Source organism: Rahnella selenatireducens (assembly GCF_046449555.1).
GTDB lineage: Bacteria > Pseudomonadota > Gammaproteobacteria > Enterobacterales > Enterobacteriaceae > Rahnella > Rahnella selenatireducens.
The window spans coordinates 235,178-252,937 of record NZ_JBKEZJ010000005.1 but is presented as its reverse complement, the minus strand read 5'-3'; the positions used below and the strand labels follow the sequence as shown (position 1 = coordinate 252,937).

The window sequence follows — 17,760 nt, the reverse complement described above, 5'->3', positions numbered from 1 at the left end:
TTATAAACTCAAGGAGATAAGAGAAATGGCAATTCCAGCTTACTTATGGCTCAAAGATGACGGCGGCGCGCTGATTAAAGGCGGAGTGGATGTTAACGGACGTGAACATAGCATCGAGGTGAAAGGATTTCATCACAACCTGATGATCCCGACTGACAACGCAACAGGGAAAGTTACAGCTACACGCATGCACTCCCCTTTGCTTATCGTAAAAGATTTTGACTGCTCAAGCCCTTATATTTACAAGGCTGTGGCAACAGGCCAGAACCTCGAATCAGCTGAAATTAAGTGGTATCGCATTAATGATGCCGGTCAGGAAGTGGAATATTTCAACATGCTTTTGGAGAAAGTGCGGATAGTTTCGATTTCTCCGGCAATGGCCGCAGCCAGCAATCCAAATGAGAACCATATGGAAACGGTTGAAATCCGTTACGAGAAAATTACCTGGAAGCACAACGACGGCAATATTATTTTTGCCGATTCGTGGAATGACCGTCAGACAGCTTAGTTTGAGAGGGGCGAAAGCCCCTTTCTTTAATCATCGTAAAACCATCGCCCAACTTTCACAGCTTCAATAATCATTTCGACGGTTAGCGGTTTTAACGCGCGTTGTGGCAGTTTCTTTTGCCAAAACGCTCTCTCCGCTTCGTAATAATTTAACATGTCAAAATCTGAATAATCGACGCTGTACTTAGTGAAAACGTCTACAAGCATGTCTTCGGCGTCTTCGGGAAGTAAGTTAAATTCCCCTTCGTTTATTCCCCAGTGCTTTTGAACAGGAACAATTTCAGGGTCACGCCAGCTCTTTCTGAAACCATAATGCTTGGTCAAATATTCACAAATTTCCGTTTCAAAATCCCTCTCGTCCATTAGAAATACGTCCAAGCGATTCGGTGTTCAGGTCTTGCGATGAGGTTGTATTTGTTTCTGGTACTCCTACCAACCATTTCAAGCATCATGACAATCTGCGCGTATCCCAACCACGGAATCCAGCGACCAATAAAAGGAGCCATGAACAGGTCAAACTACTCGATGCAAAAATGGCACTATGAGGCATCAACCCCAGAGTGCCACTATGGGAAAACCGGTAATTTTAAAGTCTATAAATACAATTAATTACTGACTAACTGTTCCATCGTCTGCAAGATTCGTTTATCTGAAATCGGGTACGGCGTGCCCAGCTGCTGGGCAAAATAGCTGACGCGAAGTTCTTCAATCATCCAGCGGACTTCCTTCACATCTTCGCTTTGCTGACGAACCGGCGGCAGTTTGTTCAGCCATTGCTGCCACTGCTGCTGGATATTTTCGACTTTCAGCATCTGCGCTCGGTCGCGGTGAGCATCCATCGCCAGCTTGTCCATCCGCCGCTCGATAGCCTGTAAATAGCGCAACGTATCCGGCAACCGTTTCCAGCCGTTTTGCGTGACAAAACCGCGATAAATCAGGCCGGACATCTGCGCTTTAATATCAGAAAGCGCCAGTGCCATCGAGATATCAATCCGCCCTTTCAGCCGTTTATTAATATTAAAAACCGTCGTCAGGATCTGCTCAACCTGAATCGCGATTTGCACCACGGTGTCATTGAGATTGGCGCGCACATGCTCGTGGAGCTTCGCGAAATCTTCCTCGCGCCACACCAGCCCGCCGGATTCCGCGATCAGTTTATCGATACCGCAGGAAATACAGTCGTCAATCAGATCCAGCACTTTGCCGTAAGGGTTGAAATACAGCCCCAGCTTGGCTTTGTTCGGCAGCTTTTCATGCAAGTATTTCACCGGCGACGGGATATTCAGCAGCAGCAAACGCCGCATCCCGGTGAGCATCGCCTGTTGCTGTTCCAGTTCGCTGTCAAACAGGCGGATCGCCACGCTGTCTTTCTCATCGACAATCGCCGGATACGCTTTCACTTCATAACCGCCGCGCTTTTGCTCGTAGCGTTCCGGCAGTGTGCCGAAACTCCAGACATGCAAATCGCGCTGTTCGATACCGTCATCGGCCACTGCGGAAAGCGTCTGCTGAACCTGCTCTTTCAGGCCAGATTTCAGCGCCATCAGATCTTTGCCTTCGCGCAGTGTTTTGTTCTTCTCATCAACAATGCGGAACGTCATTTTGAGATGATCGGGCACCTGATCCAAATGCCAGTCTTCGCGGTCAATGGTCACGCCGCTCATCTTGCGCAACTCTTTTTCCATCGCATCAAGCAGCGGCATTTCGAACGGTTTGATGCGTCCGAGCAGCGCATCCGCATAGTTTGGCGCAGGCACAAAATTGCGGCGAACAGGTTTAGGCAATGACTTAATCAGCGCCATAATCAGCTCGCGGCGGATGCCGGGGATCTGCCAGTCAAAACCTTCCTCACTCACCTGATTGAGCAGCGGCAACGGGATATGCACCGTGACGCCATCGGCGTCAGTGCCCGGCTCAAACTGGTACGTCACGCGCAGTTTGAGATTGCCCTGATGCCAGAAGTTCGGGTAATCGTGGGCGCTGATGTTGCCCGCGCCCTCTTTGATCAGCATGCTTTTTTCAAAATTCAGGCTGTCTTGTGGTTGTTTTTTCCACCACGTATCGAAGTGCTTCGCCGACACCACTTCCTGCCCGATGCGTTGCTCGTAGAAGAGGAACAGTGTCTCGTCATCGACCAGAATGTCGCGGCGACGTGATTTGTGTTCCAGCTCCTCAACTTCAGTACGCAGGCGTAAATTGGCGCGGAAAAACGCATGACGCGTCTGCCAGTCGCCTTCCACCAGCGCATGGCGGATAAACAACTCGCGCGAGACCACCGGATCGATCGTGCCGTAATTCACCCGGCGCGCAGCCACAATCGGCAGGCCGTACAGCGTGACTTTTTCCGTCGCCATCACCGCGCCCTGCGTTTTTTCCCAGTGCGGTTCGCTGTAACTGCTTTTCGCCAGATGTTGCGCCAGCGGCTCAATCCATTCCGGTTCGATGCGGGCGGCAATGCGCCCCCACAAACGGCTGGTTTCCACCAGTTCCGCCACCATCACCCATTTCGGCGGTTTTTTGAATAAACCGGAACCGGGGAACACGGCAAAACGGGCGTTACGCGCACCGGTATATTCCTGTTTGTCGGCGTCTTTCTGGCCGATATGCGACAGTAAACCGGTCAGCAACGCGCAATGCACCTCGCGGTATTCCGCCGGCTCACTGTTCACCGGCAGCCCGAGTTCTTTCACCACCTGACGCAGCTGAGTGTAAATATCCTGCCACTCTCGCACGCGCAGATAGTTGAGGAAATCACTGCGGCATAGCTTGCGGAACTGCGCCGAAGACAGCTCTTTTTGCTGCACTTTCAGGTGATCCCACAAATTCACGAACGCCAGGAAATCAGAATCTTTATCCGCAAACCGGCGATGCTTTTCATCAGATGCCTGCTGTTTGTCCATCGGACGCTCACGCGGATCCTGAATCGACAGCGCGGCGGTGATAATCATCACTTCACGCACGCAGCCATTTTTCTGCGCTTCCAGTACCATGCGCGCCAAACGTGGATCGACCGGTAACTGCGCCAGCTGGCGGCCCAGGGGCGTGAGCGAGTAACGGCCATCGACCGCATTATTGATGGCGTTCAGCTCTTCGAGCAGGCGCACGCCGTCCTGAATATTGCGTTTGTCCGGCGCTTCCACAAACGGGAATGCCGCGATATCGCCCAGTCCCAGCGACGTCATTTGCAAAATAACAGAGGCTAAGTTGGTACGCAGAATTTCAGGATCGGTAAATTCAGGGCGCGACAGGAAATCCTGCTCCGAATACAGACGGATACAGATACCTTCGGAAACGCGTCCGCAGCGGCCTTTACGCTGATTGGCCGAGGCCTGAGAAACCGGCTCAATCGGCAGGCGCTGCACTTTAGTGCGGAAACTGTAACGGCTGATACGCGCGGTACCGGGGTCAATCACATATTTGATGCCCGGCACGGTCAGCGAGGTTTCCGCCACGTTGGTCGCCAGCACGATACGGCGACCGGCGTGAGACTGGAACACGCGGTTTTGTTCGCTGTTCGACAGCCGCGCGTACAGCGGCAGAATCTCGGTATGCGGCAAATCCAGACGGTTCAGCGCATCGGCGGTATCGCGAATTTCACGTTCACCGCTCATGAAGATCAAGATATCGCCCATGCTTTCGCGACCCAGTTCATCCACGGCGTCAAAAATCGCCTGCAACTGGTCGCGGTCGACGTCGTCCGCATCATCCACAATCGGGCGATAACGCACGTCAACCGGGTAAGTACGGCCGGAAACTTCAATGATCGGCGCGTTATTGAAATGACGGGAGAAGCGCTGCGGATCGATGGTCGCGGACGTAATAATGACTTTCAGATCCGGGCGTTTTGGCAGCAACTGGCGTAGATAACCAAGTATAAAGTCGATGTTAAGACTGCGTTCGTGGGCTTCATCGATGATCAGCGTGTCGTACTGCATCAGCATACGATCCTGCTGGATCTCCGCCAGCAGAATACCGTCGGTCATCAGCTTCACCAGCGTGTTATCGCTGACCTGATCGTTAAAACGGACTTTATAGCCGACCGTATTGCCGAGCGTGGTATCCAGCTCATCGGCAATACGGTTGGCGACAGTACGCGCCGCCAGACGGCGTGGCTGCGTATGCCCGATGACCCCTTTAATGCCACGCCCGAGTTCCATACAGATTTTCGGGATCTGCGTGGTTTTACCGGAACCGGTCTCACCGGCGACAATCACCACCTGGTGGTCGCGGATGGCCTTAAAGATGTCGTCTTTTTTCTGGCTGACCGGCAGATTTTCCGGATAGCGGATTTTTGGCCGTGAGGCTTCACGGGCGGTGACTTTCTTCAGGCTTTCGGAAATGGCGTTCTGAAGCTCAGCCGTTAATGCTTCAACGGCCTGAGGATTAGTGTTCTGATCAAAAGTCTTTTTGGCACCCTGCAAACGACGTTGCAGGCGTTGCCGGTCACGTAGCATCAGCCCGTCTAACTGCGCTGATAATGCCGCGAGCGGTGATTTCACGTTCGATATTCCTTGTTGCAAGTCAGCGGACTGAATGGGCAAAGCATCCGTCATCTGAATGAGAAATGATTTGAGGCGGGTTCATACGAGCCTGTTTGCCAATATGTTAACACAAGCTATTGAGGATGAAGAAAGTTCGACTATTTTAGCCTTTCGTGTCTTGTTCAAAAATACTGAACGGAGGTCTCGAAATATTGCGCTATCACTGAATAAGCTTTGTGAATAAAGTAAGTTCCATTCCGGGGATGTTCTGGTTATAAAATCTGCTCCCCAATGTTCACACAGTTAAGGAACTCACTAATGAGCAAAGTACTCGTTCTGAAATCAAGCATTCTGGCTAACTTCTCTCAGTCTAACCAACTGGCCGATTATCTGGTTGCACAGTATCAGGCCGCTAACAGCGGTTCGACCGTAACTGTTCGTGACCTGGCTGCTGACCCAATCCCTGTACTGGATGGCGAACTGGTTGGCGCACTGCGTCCATCCGATGCTCCGCTGTCTCCACGTCAGGAAGAAGCACTGGCTCTGTCCAATACCCTGATTGAAGAATTGCAGGCGCATGACGTGATCGTCATCGCTGCACCAATGTACAACTTCAACATCCCGACTCAGCTGAAAAACTATTTTGACCTGGTTGCTCGTGCTGGCGTGACCTTCAAATACACCGAGAAAGGCCCTGAAGGTCTGGTGAAAGGCAAACGCGTTATCGTTCTTACCAGCCGTGGTGGCATCCATAAAGACACCGCAAGCGATCTGGTTGCCCCTTATCTGTCTCTGTTCCTGGGCTTCCTGGGCATGAGCGATGTAGAATTCGTTTACGCGGAAGGTATTGCTTACGGTCCGGAAGTCGCGACTAAAGCACAGACCGACGCGAAAGCAGCGATCGATGCAGCAATCAAAGAACTGGCTGCTGCATAACCTCTGTTATCACAATCTGAGCCATCATTCACTTTAGAATCCTTCAGACCTGCTCAGATGACGTTGTGATAAAGCACTTGCGCGCCGAAAGGCGCGCTTTTTTTCATGCCTTAAATTCCGGCTTACTTCTGCAACCACTGCCCGTTAATGCCGCGTACAAATTCACCTTTTGCGGCTCTGGCGACCAGTTTTTGCCCGGCGAGTTTGGCAACGTCGTCGGTGCTGACGTTATTATCCTGCGCCACCTGCTGATATTGTTGTTTGCGCGCATCGTTGATTTTTGCCGCCAGCGCAACACTTTCTGCATCCTGCCTGACCGGTGCCAGATAGCCGGAAAGGGTTTCGCCCACGCGCCCCTGCTGTTTGGCTTCATTGAGCGTTAACGCAAAAGCCTGGCTGCAAAACAGGAATCCGCTGGCGAGGATCATCAGGCTGAATCTTTTAAACACAACTCCGGACATACGGGCTCCTAGAACAAATCGCTCTGATTTTTCAACAGATTCTCGACATCCTTGTCAACTTTGATATGAATTTCATGCTCGATTTTCACATTCATGTTTATCGTGATCGGCTCTTTCGGCGCCGCCAGCTCGATGCGCGGGACGCAGCCGCTGAGCATCATTACGCTGAGCGCCAGAGATGGCCCGGCGAGTCGCAGTTTCATTGTTCCTTCCTCACTGTTTGTTCCTTTTCTGTCCGGCAGAAACCGGACCTTTCGACAGCGCATCAGCAGGCAAAGACACCTCCTGTTGCAGCCAGTCCTGAAGATTGTCGCCAAAGCGCAAACTGCGCCACAGCTGGTAAATATTTTCCTGATGGGTGTAATTGAGCACGATTTCGCGTTTTTCCTTATCGCCGCCGTGAGTCGTGTCGGTGTAATTCACGCCGTCGACTTTCGCCGCCATCGTCAGTACGCCCAGATTATCGAGGCTGACCTGTGCGTCGGAACGGCTGATTTCCAGATAGCGCAACAGGCTCACCACCATTTTATTAGCGAAGTTGCCGCTGGCCATCGCATCGGCAAACTGCGGATCCAGACGCAGCGTCAGGCCACCGTCATTTTTGATCCACCCGTTCTGAATGATCCATTTTGGATTCTCAACAAACAGCGGCAGTTCGCCGTAAATCACGCCGGACATCGCCAGTTGTTTGGGTTTCAGCGCCGTAAACAGCTCGCTGAGATTGATTTTTTCCAGCTTCAGCACCGCCGCGTCGTGCTGAGGCATTCGCAGTGCCGACAGGCTCAGATGCCCGCGCAGCATATCGACGCCCAGATTGGTGAGCGTCAGCGGTTTGCCTTCGCTCCACGGATAATGCCCCTGTAAATCGGCGGTGATATTTTTCATCGCCACCAGATTGTTCACTTCGCCGATACGAAGCGTGACGGGCTTTTTCACACCGAGCTGCCAGACGGAATCCTGCAAACGGTACGGCAGACTGAAATCCAGCCCGCTCAGGTCGCCGTCTTTCATCCACAGACCGCCATTTTTCACCACCCAGTGGCCACCGGCGACAAAGCCCTGCCCCCGTGCAGCGGAAAATGCTGATTGCGCGTAGAAACTCCCTTCGCGCAGTTTGATGTTGAGATCGGGCGTCAGCAGCGTCTGGAAAGACGTCAGCTGCTGCTTCGGCCACCAGGCTTCGCCGCGCAGACGCTCGCCGTCCCAGCGTCCGGTCAGCCGGATCGGGCCAATCGGTCTGGCGTCCAGCATACCGCGCATGCCAAACCTGTCCGGGCTGTCGCCGCTGAGCTGTAATACCAGCGTCGCAGGCGGCAGATAACCGCCGTTGGTGAGCGCGATTTTCTTCGCCACCAGTTTGATATCGCCTTTAAATACTGTCGGTAAATCAGGATATTGCGGTTTAAATCGCGCAGCCGGCGGGCGCAGCCAGACCAGCGGATGATCCAGCGTAAGACGTGGCGCTTCCACGTCAACCAGCCCGTAGTGCAGACGGTCGAAACCGGTCGAAAGGCTGTTGATGCTGATCCGGTTATCGTGCCATTGTCCTTTGCCGGACATATCCCAGCGCCCGTTAAGCGGCGGCAGATGCCCGTTGCCCCAGTAGTTGAAATCCCACAACCCGGCGTCCGGCCAGAATTCCTGTGATTTACCGCTGAGATGCAGATCGAATTTACCCCAGAAGCTGTGACTGGCTTTCAGAATCGCCTGCAATGGCCCGCTGACGCCCTGCGCCGATACTTTCACACCCGCCAGCGGCCAGCGTGCGTCGGTGATGGTCAGCTCCGGCGTCGGTTTTCCCCACGCGCGTAGCAGTGAACCGCTGCGCAGTAACAGCGTTGGGTTCAGCACTGAACCGCTTAGTTCGCCGGGCAATGAGGCGCTCAGAGAAGTGGCCTGCAAATTCGCCTGCCCGGTCAGCCGGAAACCTAAGTTGCTGTCGAGCAACCCGATGCGCCCCGGCCCCATACTGAGCACCACGTTGGCTTTGCCGTTGTGGCCCTGCGTCAGCACATTCAGGCGCGCGGTGATATTGGTCTGATCAAACGCCGGTGACCAGTCGCTGAGCGTCAGGTTGACGCCACCGGCCAGCGGCTGCGCGGCATACGGCCAGCGCCATTGCCCTTGTGAAATCTGCAATGCATTGCCATTGAGTTTCCACGGTAGAATCGCCAGCGGCTTATCGCCGCCTTTTTCCGTCAGCGTCAGTTGGCCCTCCGTTGCCTGCCAGCTGAGAATAATGTCCAGCGGCGAAGGAACCTGCGCGGTTTGAATTTCTGCATGAAGCTCGCCGGATTCCGGCAGTTGATCGAACGTGGCGGGCAGAAGAAGTTTGCCGCTGAGCGTGACGGGTTGTTCGCTTCCGGGCGGGATGAGGCTGAACGTATGGATCGCCAGCGAGCGGTCAGCACCGAGAACAGCGTCGAGTTTCAGCGCCTCACCGCTCACGGTCAGATGTTGCACACCGCCTTCGCTGCTCAGCTGAACCTGCCCCGCATAACGCTGCCACGGCGTGACAGAAAGCTGCGTCACATTGACGCGCCCGTCGGGCAACAGATGCTGTAAATCCGCCACGGAGAACGGGGTTGAGGCGTCACTTTTTGGCAGTTGTGCCAGACAGGCGGTATCGACTTTCAGCGCATCAACATTAAGCGCCCAGCGTCCGTTTTCTTTGCTCAGGCGCGCATTTTCCGCTGTCGCCAGCGCGCATTCACCGGCGGAATAACGCAGCCCCGGCAATTGCAACACGCCGTCCGACCAGTGCGGCGCACCGCTGAGCGTCAGTTGTGTTCCTTTCGGGAGCCAGTGGCTGGCAACCGGCGGCAGCCATCGCGGCACCGTTTTCCATAACCCCCACATCAGCAGCGTGAGAATCACCACTATACTCAGGATAATTTGCGCGCTTCTCTTCAGTCCGTTCCTCATGACTTGCCTTGTTTTGCACTTAATCGTCTGACCGCACGCAAGATATCATAATTAGCGTAACAACTGATGGTTGAAATACCAGTATCCGGCACCCAAATAGCACAGGAAAAATTGTCGGCACCCCGACGCTCTGTTAGTTTGGTGGCATATTGCGAATTGTTTCTGAAAATGTTTATTCCTTATAAAACATACGGAAACGGTTTCGCCAGAGATTCAAACTCACTGCGGAGAAACACCATGAAAGTGGCTGTCTACAGTACTAAAAATTACGACCGGAAATATCTGGAACTGGTCAATGAACATTATGGCTATGAACTGGAATTTTTCGATTTTCTGCTGTCCCCGCAAACTGCAAAAACCGCAGCCGGTGCAGATGCCGTCTGCATCTTCGTCAATGATGACGGCAGCCGCGAAGTGCTGCAGGAACTGGCTTCTCTGGGGATAAAAACGCTGGCGCTGCGCTGCGCGGGCTTTAACAACGTCGATCTTGAGGCGGCGAAAGAACTGGGCATCTCTGTTGTGCGCGTTCCGGCCTATTCACCGGAAGCCGTTGCTGAACACACCGTGGGCATGATGTTGTGTCTGAACCGCCATATTCATCGCGCTTATCAGCGCACACGTGAAGCAAACTTCTCACTTGAAGGGCTGATTGGTTTTAACATGCATCAGCGCACCGCCGGTATCATCGGCAGCGGTAAAATCGGCGTGGCAACCATGCGTATTCTGAAAGGTTTTGGAATGCGGATTCTGGCGTTCGACCCGTATCCAAGCCCGCTGGCGCTGGAACTGGGCGCCGAATATGTCGATCTGGATACGCTCTACGCAGAATCCGACGTTATTTCCCTGCATTGCCCGCTGACACCGGAAAACCACCATCTGCTCAACGCCCAGTCCTTTGCCAAAATGAAAGATGGCGTGATGATCGTGAACACCAGCCGCGGCGGTTTGCTGGATGCGACGGCCGCCATTGACGCGTTGAAAAAACAGAAAATCGGCGCGCTGGGCATGGACGTGTATGAAAACGAGCGAGATCTGTTCTTCGAGGACAACTCAAACGAAGTTATCCTCGACGACGTTTTCCGCCGCCTGTCTTCATGCCACAACGTGCTGTTTACCGGCCATCAGGCATTCCTGACCAGCGACGCGCTGACCAGCATTTCAGAAACCACGCTGATGAACATCGATCAGCTGGCCAAAGGGCAGAACTGCCCGAATGTGCTGACGGCGTAGCCCTGTCATGATGTTCAAAGCCCGCTACGGCGGGCTTTTTGCTTGTTACAGAGACTCAACCTGGCGGCTCAACACCCTGCTAATTTCCGGCCCGTAGCCCGTGATCGTCAGTACGTCGCCGGTCAACGTGACGGATGCAAATGGCAGGCTGCTTTCCCCGTCGACCATGCCTTTTAGCGTAATAAAATCGGTATTCTCCACGCGGTCATAGCCCCCGCGGTGATCGTGCCCGGCGAAATACGCGCGCACGTTATAGCGGCATAGCAATTCCACCAGCGTTTCGCAGTTCCACAGGTTATGCGTATTCACCGGCGTCAGCGGGTAATGGCCGAACACCAGCACCGTTTCGCCCTGCGCGCGGGCCTGTTTCAGGTTTTGCTCAATCCATTCCAGCTGTTTACGCCCTACCGCGCCGTTCCACGGCTGCGCCTGCGACTGCTGGCATTCGGTCAGTTCATCGAGCATAAATTCTGCCAACTGGCGGTCTTCGCCGTTGGCATGATTGCAGTACAAACTGACGTCGTTGCCGTCAATCACCAGAAAACGATAACCCGGCAGGCTGAACTGGTAATAGCTTTTCGGCAACCCCAGCGCTGGAGACTGTGCCGCCAGATGTTGGGAAATCACCTGCGCATCGTGATTACCAATGAGCACGGCGTGCGGATGGCGCAACGCCTCGTAACGCGCCAGCACCGCCTGATAACTGCTCCAGTCGCGATCCACCAGGTCGCCCAGCGTGACCACGAAATCGAGCTTTAAATCATTCAGCTCATTAATCGCTGTCGCCAGTTTATTCAGGCTGTTGCGGTAATGACGCTCTTTTTGTATGTCTGCATCGGCATATTGCGGGTCCGCAATCAGCCCGAAACGCAGCCTGACGCCTGAAACTGCCGCGTCATGCATATCCGGCAACTGATACAAAGCACTCACGTTGCCCAGAGCCCGTTCCTGCGCTTCCGATAACAAAGGGGATGAGGTGATGACGGTCATAAGATGCTCCGGTTGTTCTTAACGAATCCCAGCCCGCATAAAGGATTGAACGAACTGACGTTGAAAAATAAGGAATAAGGCCAATAACGGCAGCACCGTCATCAGCGTTGCCGCGCCAATCAGTGCCCACTGCACGCCCTGTTCCGGCGCAGAAAACAGTTGAAGTCCGACGGTAATCGGCCGCACTTTTACCGAATCGGTAATGACCAGCGGCCAGAGGAAATCGTTCCAGTGAAAGCTTACCGACACCAGCGCAAAGGCCACGTACACCGGTTTCGCCAGCGGGATATAGATTTTACGCAGAATGTAAAAACGGCTGGCACCTTCCACAACCGCGGCTTCTTCGAGCACCAGCGGAATGCTTCGGAACGTCTGGCGCAGCAGGAAAATGGCAAACGCCGAGGCGAAATACGGCAGCGCTATCCCGAGCAGGCTATCGCGCAGGCCGAACGCGCCGATCGTTTTGTAGTTATTGAGGATCAGAACGTCGGGGCTGATCATCAGCTGCAACAGCACCAGCGCAAAAATGATCCCCGCGCCTTTAAGTTTAAACCGTACCAGCGCGTAGGCGGCGAGCGTCGCTAAAATCAGCTGGCACACCACAATCATCAGCACCAGCAGCGTGGTATTGAGAAAATAGCGCCCGAACGGCGCGGCTTGCCAGGCGTTGATAAAATTCTGAAAAGTCAGCGGTGCAAACAGGGAAAAACTCCCCTGTTCAGATGCCGGATGAATCGCGACCCAGACCGACACCAGCACCGGTAAAAACCACAAAAACGCCGCCAGCCAGATGGCAATATTCAGGCACAGGCGGCCTGCGGAAAACGTCCGCACCGGCGTTAGCGTCATCGTCAGGCTGCTCATTGATAGTGCGTCCTTTTATCCAGCAAATTGAATTTGATCAGCGCAATCGTGGCAAGAATCGCCAGCAACACCACGGTCATCGCCGAGGCGTACGGCAAATCCCAGTAGCTGAACGCAGTGCGGTAGATATAAAACAGCAACAGACTGGTGCTGTTGTTTGGCCCGCCGTTGGTCATCGCAATCACCTGATCAACGATGCGGAAGGCGTTCATCGACGCATTGATCAGAATAAACAGCGTGGTCGGCATCAGCAGCGGCCACTGCACGCGGCGGAAAAAGTAGCGGCGCGACGCCCCTTCTATTTCTGCCGCCTCAGCCAGACGCGGATCGATTTGCTGCAACGCCGCGAGATAAAAAATCATAAAGAACCCGGCTTCGCGCCAAACGGAAACCACCATCAGGCTGTAAAGCGCGGTGCCCGGTTCGCCGAGCCAGTTCACGGCGGGCAGCGAAAACAGCGCCATCAGTTTGTTAAGCAATCCGAGCTGAGGCGTATAGAAAAACAGCCAGAGATTGGCGATCGCCACCATTGGTAATAAAGAAGGGATGAAAAACGCTGCGCGAACCATCGCGTTACCGCGCAAACGGCGGTTGACCGCCAACGCCATCATCAGCGCCAGCGCGACCGACAGCGGAATGGTGATCACCGCATAAAGCAGGTTGTTGCGCAGCGACAGCATAAACGTGTCGTCATCAAGCAGCGCCCGGTAGTTATCCAGCCCGACAAACTGCGCCGGATGCCCGTTGCGTGCAGCGCTGAACACACTTTCCCAAATCGTTGCCAGCGCCGGATAGTGGGTAAACAGCAGCAAAAAACAGAGCGCGGGCAAAATCAGCAGATAACCGTAAATCTGCAAAGACAACCCGCGTGTGCGGGCTGCCGGGGCAACAGCGTGAAGCGTGCTGTGAGGAATGCTCATCCGCGAGCCTTACTGATACGGTTTCAACAGACGGTCCGCCTGTTTTTGTGCAGAACTGAGCGCGTCGGCGGGCGTTTTCGCCTGCGTCACCGCCGCTTCAATCGCATGGTTCATTAGCTCCTGAATCTGCACGCTGTTGTACGTCGAGAGTTCCGGCTGTGAATATTTCAGCTGCTCACGCGCCACCAGCGCCTGGGGAACCTGTTTCACGTAATCCTGCATCACCGGTGTTTCCCACGCGGCAGGCGACGTCGCAACATAACCGGTCGCGATGCTCCAGCGCGCCGCCTGTTCCGGAGCGGAAACCCAGCGGATGAATTCCATCGCCGCTTTCTGCTGCTCAGGCGTCGCGTTTTTGAACACATACAGATTGCCGCCGCCGGTCGGGCTGCCGCGCTGCGTTTTCTCCGGCAGCATCGCTACGCCGAACGGGAATTTCGCGTTGTCACGCACCGTCGTCAGGTTGCCGGTGGTGGTCACCATCATGGCCGTTTTGCCATCGATGAAATCCTGCGGTGTGGTGCCCCAGGCAATAGCGCCTTTCGGGGAAACCGCGTCTTTTTGCGCCAGATCCGTCAGCCATTGCAGCGCTTCCACGTTGGCTGGCGTGTCAAACGTGACGGCGGTGCCTTTGCCGTTATCGAGATGGCTGCCGTTAGTGGCGGCGATGCCCTGGAAGTTCCAGTAACCGTTTGGTGTGGAAGGAATTTCAATGCCCCATTGTTTGACGTCGTTGCCGTCGCGCACCACCAGTTTCTTACCGAAATCCACCACCTGCTGCCAGTTGGCCGGAGGCGTATCGCCGTTCAGACCCGCTTTCTCAAACGCCTGTTTATTCCAGTACAAGACCACCGTCGAACGCTGGAACGGAATGCTCCAGACTTTGTCCTGAATGTGGCGGATAAAGGCCGGGTAGAAACCGTCGATCCACTTTTTCCCCTCGGCATCATTGGCAAGATCGCTCACCGGCACGATAGCGCCCGCGTCAATCAGGGAATAGGCTTCGATATCGCCGATCACCGCGATTTGCGGCGCATTGCCCCCGCGAAACGCCGTCAGCGCTTTCGTTACCGTCGTTGCATAATCCCCGGTGTAAACCGGCTGAATGCTGATATCCGGGTGCGTTTTCTGAAAATCTTCCACCAGCGTATCGACCGTATGACTGATTTTTCCGCCCACGGCAATCGGGTAATACATCTGTAATTTTACCGGATCTGCCGCAAAAGCAGAGGTTCCGGTGATCAGTAAAACAGCGGTAGCAAGGCGTGAAAAGCGATGAACAAGTGACATGGTTTTCCCTTCGGCAAGTGTTGTAGTAAGAGTAAAAAAAGACGTTCACGACGATAAATGGCCGTCAGACTGCGACTCTCTGGCCAGAGGGCAAACAAAATTCCTCTGCGTCATAACAGCGTTTTCCGCCCGTCGTGAAGAAAAAATATTGTGTGCTGTTCAGCCATTGCAGCCCGACCGGCTGGCCTTCCGCAAAACGCTTCATACCGGCCACTTTTACGGTCAGCGGCTCTGCGGCACCGGCGATGGAACACACCACCAGCGTATCGGCACCCATATATTCGTGGCTGATCACCTGCGCCGTCAGCCCCGCCTGCATGGCATCGGTCAGCTGAATATCTTCGGCGCGCAGCCCGAGGCTGAGCGAGGCGTCACCCGGCATTTCCACAACCGGAACCGGCATAGTGGCGAGATAATGATGTTCACCGCGACGCGTCAGCGGCAGGATATTCATCGGCGGCGCACCGATAAATTGCGCCGCAAAAATGCTTTCCGGGTTGTTGTAGAGATTGTCCGGCGTGTCGTGCTGTTCGATGCGCCCGTCGTTAAGCAGAATGATTTTGTCAGCCATGCTCATCGCTTCGGTCTGATCGTGGGTGACGTACACCATCGTCAGGCCGAGTTTTTTCTGAATCGCCCGGATCTCGCGGCGCATACTCTGGCGCAGTTTGGCGTCGAGATTGGACAGCGGCTCATCCATCAGGCACAACCGGTTATTGGCGATCACCGCCCGCCCCAGCGCCACGCGCTGTTGCTGGCCGCCGGAAAGCTGCGCAGGCAATCTGTCCAGCAGCGGCTCCAGCTCCATCAGCCGGCTGACGTCCGCCAGCCGCGAAGCAAATTGCCGCTTATCTTCGCCACGCGCCCTCAGCCCGAACAGCAGATTTTCCCGCACGCTCATGTGTGGAAATAATGCATAAGACTGAAACACCATCGACAACTTACGTTGTGACGGCGTCAGCGCGGTGACGTCGGATTGCTGGAAATAGATCGCTCCGCTGTCGGCCGACTCCAGCCCGGCAATCGTTCGCAGCATGGTGGATTTTCCGCAGCCGGAAGGGCCCAGCAGCGCAATAAATTCGCCCTCTTCCACATCAAAACTGATGTCATTGAGCGCAACTTTATTGCCCCAGATTTTGTGTATGTGATGGAGTGATAAATAACTCATGTCCGTTGCCCGTCTCTGACCGGTGATGGGCATAACCTAGCGGGGTTAAGTGACGCTTTTATGAAATTTGGTTTTTTTCACTCGCCCTGATGGCGGGATCGAGGAAGTTTCGGTTTTCAATTGCATTGATGGCTTGATCGAGAAAGTTTCGGCTTCTCAATAACTGTGATCACTTAACTCACAGCGCCGAAACCGACCAAAGAGGCCCAGGACGGGGCCTCTTTGGAATCTCCACGTCTTTTTTACTGCGCGCTATCGCTGGAACGACGGACATATTCTTTCGCATCAGCGTGTGGCGCAAATCCAGGCACTTCGTGCTTCCTTCACTCGGTCTTCGAGCCATTGGTCTCGAAGCCGCTCCGTTCAGCTGGATTTTGAGTGCGCCATATATCCATTGAAAACAATCGATTTTGAGACTTCTTAGTTTTCTAAAAATAATGAATGGCATGGTGAGGTTGCGAACTAAAAGTCGCTGGCCGCTTTCAGAACGACGTTGAGAGAGTGGTGAGAAATGGCGAGAGTCTGTTTTCGAGCAGGTTCGAACCCGAAGCGAAAGACCCGCGCAGCGGCGGCGTTTGCGGCACTAGCCGGAGTTGCTGAAACAGTGCCAGCCAGCGGCAGCGCGCAGTTAAGAGCCTGGGGGTCTTGGGTGGCGGCGGCGATAGGCCGCCCCCCAAGTCGGTGTGGGCCGACGCCCACGACCTTGAACTTGAACTTGAATTTAAACTTGACGTCCCCCCCGTACGGGCACCACCCCACAGGGTTACCGGGCTAAAGCACCGTGCTTAACCGTCCGCACGCCGTCGCAATACGCCGCCCGGCCTCAATCACCGTGGCGTTGTCTGTGGCAATCGACAGCCGGAAGTATGGCGACAAGCCGTACGCACTGCCGCCCACGCCGGAGACGCCGTTTTCCAGCAGATAATCCATCACATCGGCTTCGTTTTCGATTTTCGCGCCGCCCGGACGGTAACGCCCGATCAGCCCCGCACAGCGGCAGAAGACGAAGAAACCGCCCTGTGGCTGTAAAAGTTCCAGCCCGTCAACGCCGGAAAGGATGCCCGTGATGTCATCGCGCCGCTGCTGATAGGCCGCCACCTGGGGTGCGAGGAAATCCAGCCCGCCGGTGTACGCCGCCAGCGCCGCGGCCTGGCTGACAGAACTTGCGCCAGAACTGATTTGCGACTGCACCACGGTCATCGCGGTGATCAGTTCTTTTGGCCCGGCCCCGAAACCGATGCGCCAGCCGGTCATGGCGTAGGTTTTAGACACGCCGCCGACCAGCAAACTGCGTGCCTGAAAATCGTCCGCCACGTTCAGCAAATTACGGTGTTCGCGGCCATCAAACAGAATATGTTCGTACAAATCATCGAGCATCACCAGCACCTGCGGATGCCCGCGCAGCACAACGGCCAGCGCCTGTAACTCCTGCGCTGAATACACCGCACCGCTCGGATTCCCCGGATGATTGAGCACCAGCCAGCGCGTGCGCGGCGTGATGCTGGCCGCCAGTTGCGCCGGTGAAAGCTTATAACCCTGCTCCAGATGGCATTCCACAAACACTGGCGCGCCGCCGTTAAAACGCACGCTGTCCGGGAACGTCGGCCAGTACGGCACCGGCACAATCACTTCATCACCGTCGTTTAATGTCGCCGCAAACGCGTTGAAAATGACCTGCTTCGCGCCGTTGGCAATCATCAGGTTATCGATGCCAAACTCCAGGCGGTTTTCCTGCTGCAATTTTCGCTGTACCGCCTCACGCAGCGCCCGTATTCCGGGCGTTGGCGTGTATTTAGTCTCCCCGCGTGCAATCGCCTCATACGCCGCCTGCTTGATGTGCTCAGGCGTATCGAAATCCGGTTCACCGGTGGTGAGATCCAGAATATCGACACCGGCCTTTTTCAAATCATTAGTGCGCTGCTTTGCAGCCGCGTTGGCCGAAAGCGAGACGCGTTGCACGCGCTGTGACAACGAAATCGTCATACCGT

14 protein-coding genes and 1 pseudogene are annotated in these 17,760 nt (G+C 54.8%); 3 read left to right on the top strand and 12 right to left on the bottom strand.

All coding sequences use genetic code 11. The features are described 5' to 3' along the window. Nucleotides 1-25 precede the first annotated feature (25 nt). Nucleotides 26-508 carry an Hcp family type VI secretion system effector gene (locus ACLBVC_RS10950; protein WP_218521025.1) on the top strand — a complete coding sequence of 161 codons (483 nt, stop codon included), beginning with the start codon at nucleotides 26-28 and terminating at the stop codon, nucleotides 506-508. A 26-nt stretch (nucleotides 509-534) separates the two neighbouring features. On the opposite strand, the gene ACLBVC_RS10945 is transcribed toward ACLBVC_RS10950, so the two are convergent. The 3 genes and pseudogenes from ACLBVC_RS10945 to hrpA form a co-directional block, all read right to left on the bottom strand. Next, the gene (locus ACLBVC_RS10945; protein WP_195824698.1) at nucleotides 535-870 is read right to left on the bottom strand and encodes a DUF1493 family protein; all 336 of its coding nucleotides are present in this window, start codon (nucleotides 868-870) and stop codon (nucleotides 535-537) included. After that, nucleotides 870-1,004, bottom strand: a pseudogene (locus ACLBVC_RS10940) (STM2901 family protein); the annotation flags it as partial. The gene ACLBVC_RS10945 and the pseudogene ACLBVC_RS10940, both read right to left, overlap by 1 nt. Nucleotides 1,005-1,112: 108 nt before the next feature. Then, on the bottom strand, nucleotides 1,113-5,006 hold the full coding sequence (gene hrpA / locus ACLBVC_RS10935) for an ATP-dependent RNA helicase HrpA (RefSeq protein WP_410149609.1): 3,894 nt from the start codon (nucleotides 5,004-5,006) through the stop codon (nucleotides 1,113-1,115). A gap of 300 nt (nucleotides 5,007-5,306) precedes the next feature. Between hrpA and ACLBVC_RS10930 the strand changes: the two genes are divergently transcribed. Further along, entirely contained in the window at nucleotides 5,307-5,924 is a 618-nt protein-coding gene (locus tag ACLBVC_RS10930) for an FMN-dependent NADH-azoreductase (RefSeq protein ID WP_195815863.1), read from the top strand. 122 nt (nucleotides 5,925-6,046) lie between these two features. On the opposite strand, the gene ACLBVC_RS10925 is transcribed toward ACLBVC_RS10930, so the two are convergent. Genes ACLBVC_RS10925 through ACLBVC_RS10915 form a run of 3 tightly spaced genes read right to left on the bottom strand, consistent with a single transcriptional unit; the run spans nucleotide 6,047 to nucleotide 9,310 of the window. Beyond that, nucleotides 6,047-6,352 (bottom strand): YdbL family probable chaperone protein, encoded by a 306-nt coding sequence (locus ACLBVC_RS10925; protein ID WP_410149703.1) that lies wholly within the window; start codon nucleotides 6,350-6,352, stop codon nucleotides 6,047-6,049. A gap of 41 nt (nucleotides 6,353-6,393) precedes the next feature. Then, complete coding sequence (locus tag ACLBVC_RS10920) at nucleotides 6,394-6,588, bottom strand: YnbE family lipoprotein (protein WP_410149608.1); 195 nt, start codon at nucleotides 6,586-6,588, stop codon at nucleotides 6,394-6,396. Between the two features lie 10 nt (nucleotides 6,589-6,598). Beyond that, nucleotides 6,599-9,310: a YdbH family protein gene (locus ACLBVC_RS10915; RefSeq protein WP_458351913.1), complete on the bottom strand. Its 2,712-nt coding sequence runs from the start codon at nucleotides 9,308-9,310 to the stop codon at nucleotides 6,599-6,601. Between the two features lie 237 nt (nucleotides 9,311-9,547). On the opposite strand from ACLBVC_RS10915, the gene ACLBVC_RS10910 reads away from it, so the two are divergent. After that, nucleotides 9,548-10,540: a 2-hydroxyacid dehydrogenase gene (locus tag ACLBVC_RS10910; RefSeq protein WP_410149607.1), complete on the top strand. Its 993-nt coding sequence runs from the start codon at nucleotides 9,548-9,550 to the stop codon at nucleotides 10,538-10,540. Nucleotides 10,541-10,585: 45 nt separating this feature from the next. Here the strand turns inward: ACLBVC_RS10910 and ACLBVC_RS10905 are convergent, their stop codons facing one another. From ACLBVC_RS10905 to ACLBVC_RS10880, 6 genes are all read right to left on the bottom strand, one after another. Next, the gene (locus ACLBVC_RS10905) at nucleotides 10,586-11,530 is read right to left on the bottom strand and encodes a metallophosphoesterase (protein WP_410149606.1); all 945 of its coding nucleotides are present in this window, start codon (nucleotides 11,528-11,530) and stop codon (nucleotides 10,586-10,588) included. 18 nt (nucleotides 11,531-11,548) lie between these two features. Next, the gene (locus ACLBVC_RS10900) at nucleotides 11,549-12,394 is read right to left on the bottom strand and encodes a carbohydrate ABC transporter permease (protein ID WP_410149605.1); all 846 of its coding nucleotides are present in this window, start codon (nucleotides 12,392-12,394) and stop codon (nucleotides 11,549-11,551) included. Continuing rightward, entirely contained in the window at nucleotides 12,391-13,314 is a 924-nt protein-coding gene (locus tag ACLBVC_RS10895; protein WP_195815858.1) for a carbohydrate ABC transporter permease, read from the bottom strand. The genes ACLBVC_RS10900 and ACLBVC_RS10895 overlap by 4 nt, the downstream gene beginning before the upstream one ends. A 9-nt stretch (nucleotides 13,315-13,323) precedes the next feature. Beyond that, the gene (locus ACLBVC_RS10890) at nucleotides 13,324-14,604 is read right to left on the bottom strand and encodes an ABC transporter substrate-binding protein (RefSeq protein ID WP_410149604.1); all 1,281 of its coding nucleotides are present in this window, start codon (nucleotides 14,602-14,604) and stop codon (nucleotides 13,324-13,326) included. Nucleotides 14,605-14,668: 64 nt separating this feature from the next. Beyond that, nucleotides 14,669-15,772 carry an ABC transporter ATP-binding protein gene (locus ACLBVC_RS10885; protein ID WP_410149603.1) on the bottom strand — a complete coding sequence of 368 codons (1,104 nt, stop codon included), beginning with the start codon at nucleotides 15,770-15,772 and terminating at the stop codon, nucleotides 14,669-14,671. 771 nt (nucleotides 15,773-16,543) lie between these two features. Continuing rightward, on the bottom strand, nucleotides 16,544-17,755 hold the full coding sequence (locus tag ACLBVC_RS10880; protein ID WP_410149602.1) for an aminotransferase class I/II-fold pyridoxal phosphate-dependent enzyme: 1,212 nt from the start codon (nucleotides 17,753-17,755) through the stop codon (nucleotides 16,544-16,546). Nucleotides 17,756-17,760: the final 5 nt, after the last annotated feature.

Excerpts from the sequence above, each read along its gene's own strand:
- ACLBVC_RS10880 (WP_410149602.1), bottom strand. The coding sequence starts at position 17,755 with ATGACGATTTCGTTGTCACAGCGCGTGCAACGCGTCTCGCTTTCGGCC.
- ACLBVC_RS10905 (WP_410149606.1), bottom strand. The coding sequence starts at position 11,530 with ATGACCGTCATCACCTCATCCCCTTTGTTATCGGAAGCGCAGGAACGG.
- ACLBVC_RS10925 (WP_410149703.1), bottom strand. The coding sequence starts at position 6,352 with ATGATCCTCGCCAGCGGATTCCTGTTTTGCAGCCAGGCTTTTGCGTTA.
- ACLBVC_RS10930 (WP_195815863.1), top strand. The coding sequence starts at position 5,307 with ATGAGCAAAGTACTCGTTCTGAAATCAAGCATTCTGGCTAACTTCTCT.
- ACLBVC_RS10890 (WP_410149604.1), bottom strand. The coding sequence starts at position 14,604 with ATGTCACTTGTTCATCGCTTTTCACGCCTTGCTACCGCTGTTTTACTG.
- ACLBVC_RS10920 (WP_410149608.1), bottom strand. The coding sequence starts at position 6,588 with ATGAAACTGCGACTCGCCGGGCCATCTCTGGCGCTCAGCGTAATGATG.
- ACLBVC_RS10895 (WP_195815858.1), bottom strand. The coding sequence starts at position 13,314 with ATGAGCATTCCTCACAGCACGCTTCACGCTGTTGCCCCGGCAGCCCGC.
- ACLBVC_RS10950 (WP_218521025.1), top strand. The coding sequence starts at position 26 with ATGGCAATTCCAGCTTACTTATGGCTCAAAGATGACGGCGGCGCGCTG.
- ACLBVC_RS10945 (WP_195824698.1), bottom strand. The coding sequence starts at position 870 with ATGGACGAGAGGGATTTTGAAACGGAAATTTGTGAATATTTGACCAAG.
- ACLBVC_RS10900 (WP_410149605.1), bottom strand. The coding sequence starts at position 12,394 with ATGAGCAGCCTGACGATGACGCTAACGCCGGTGCGGACGTTTTCCGCA.
- ACLBVC_RS10915 (WP_458351913.1), bottom strand. The coding sequence starts at position 9,310 with ATGAGGAACGGACTGAAGAGAAGCGCGCAAATTATCCTGAGTATAGTG.
- ACLBVC_RS10885 (WP_410149603.1), bottom strand. The coding sequence starts at position 15,772 with ATGAGTTATTTATCACTCCATCACATACACAAAATCTGGGGCAATAAA.
- ACLBVC_RS10910 (WP_410149607.1), top strand. The coding sequence starts at position 9,548 with ATGAAAGTGGCTGTCTACAGTACTAAAAATTACGACCGGAAATATCTG.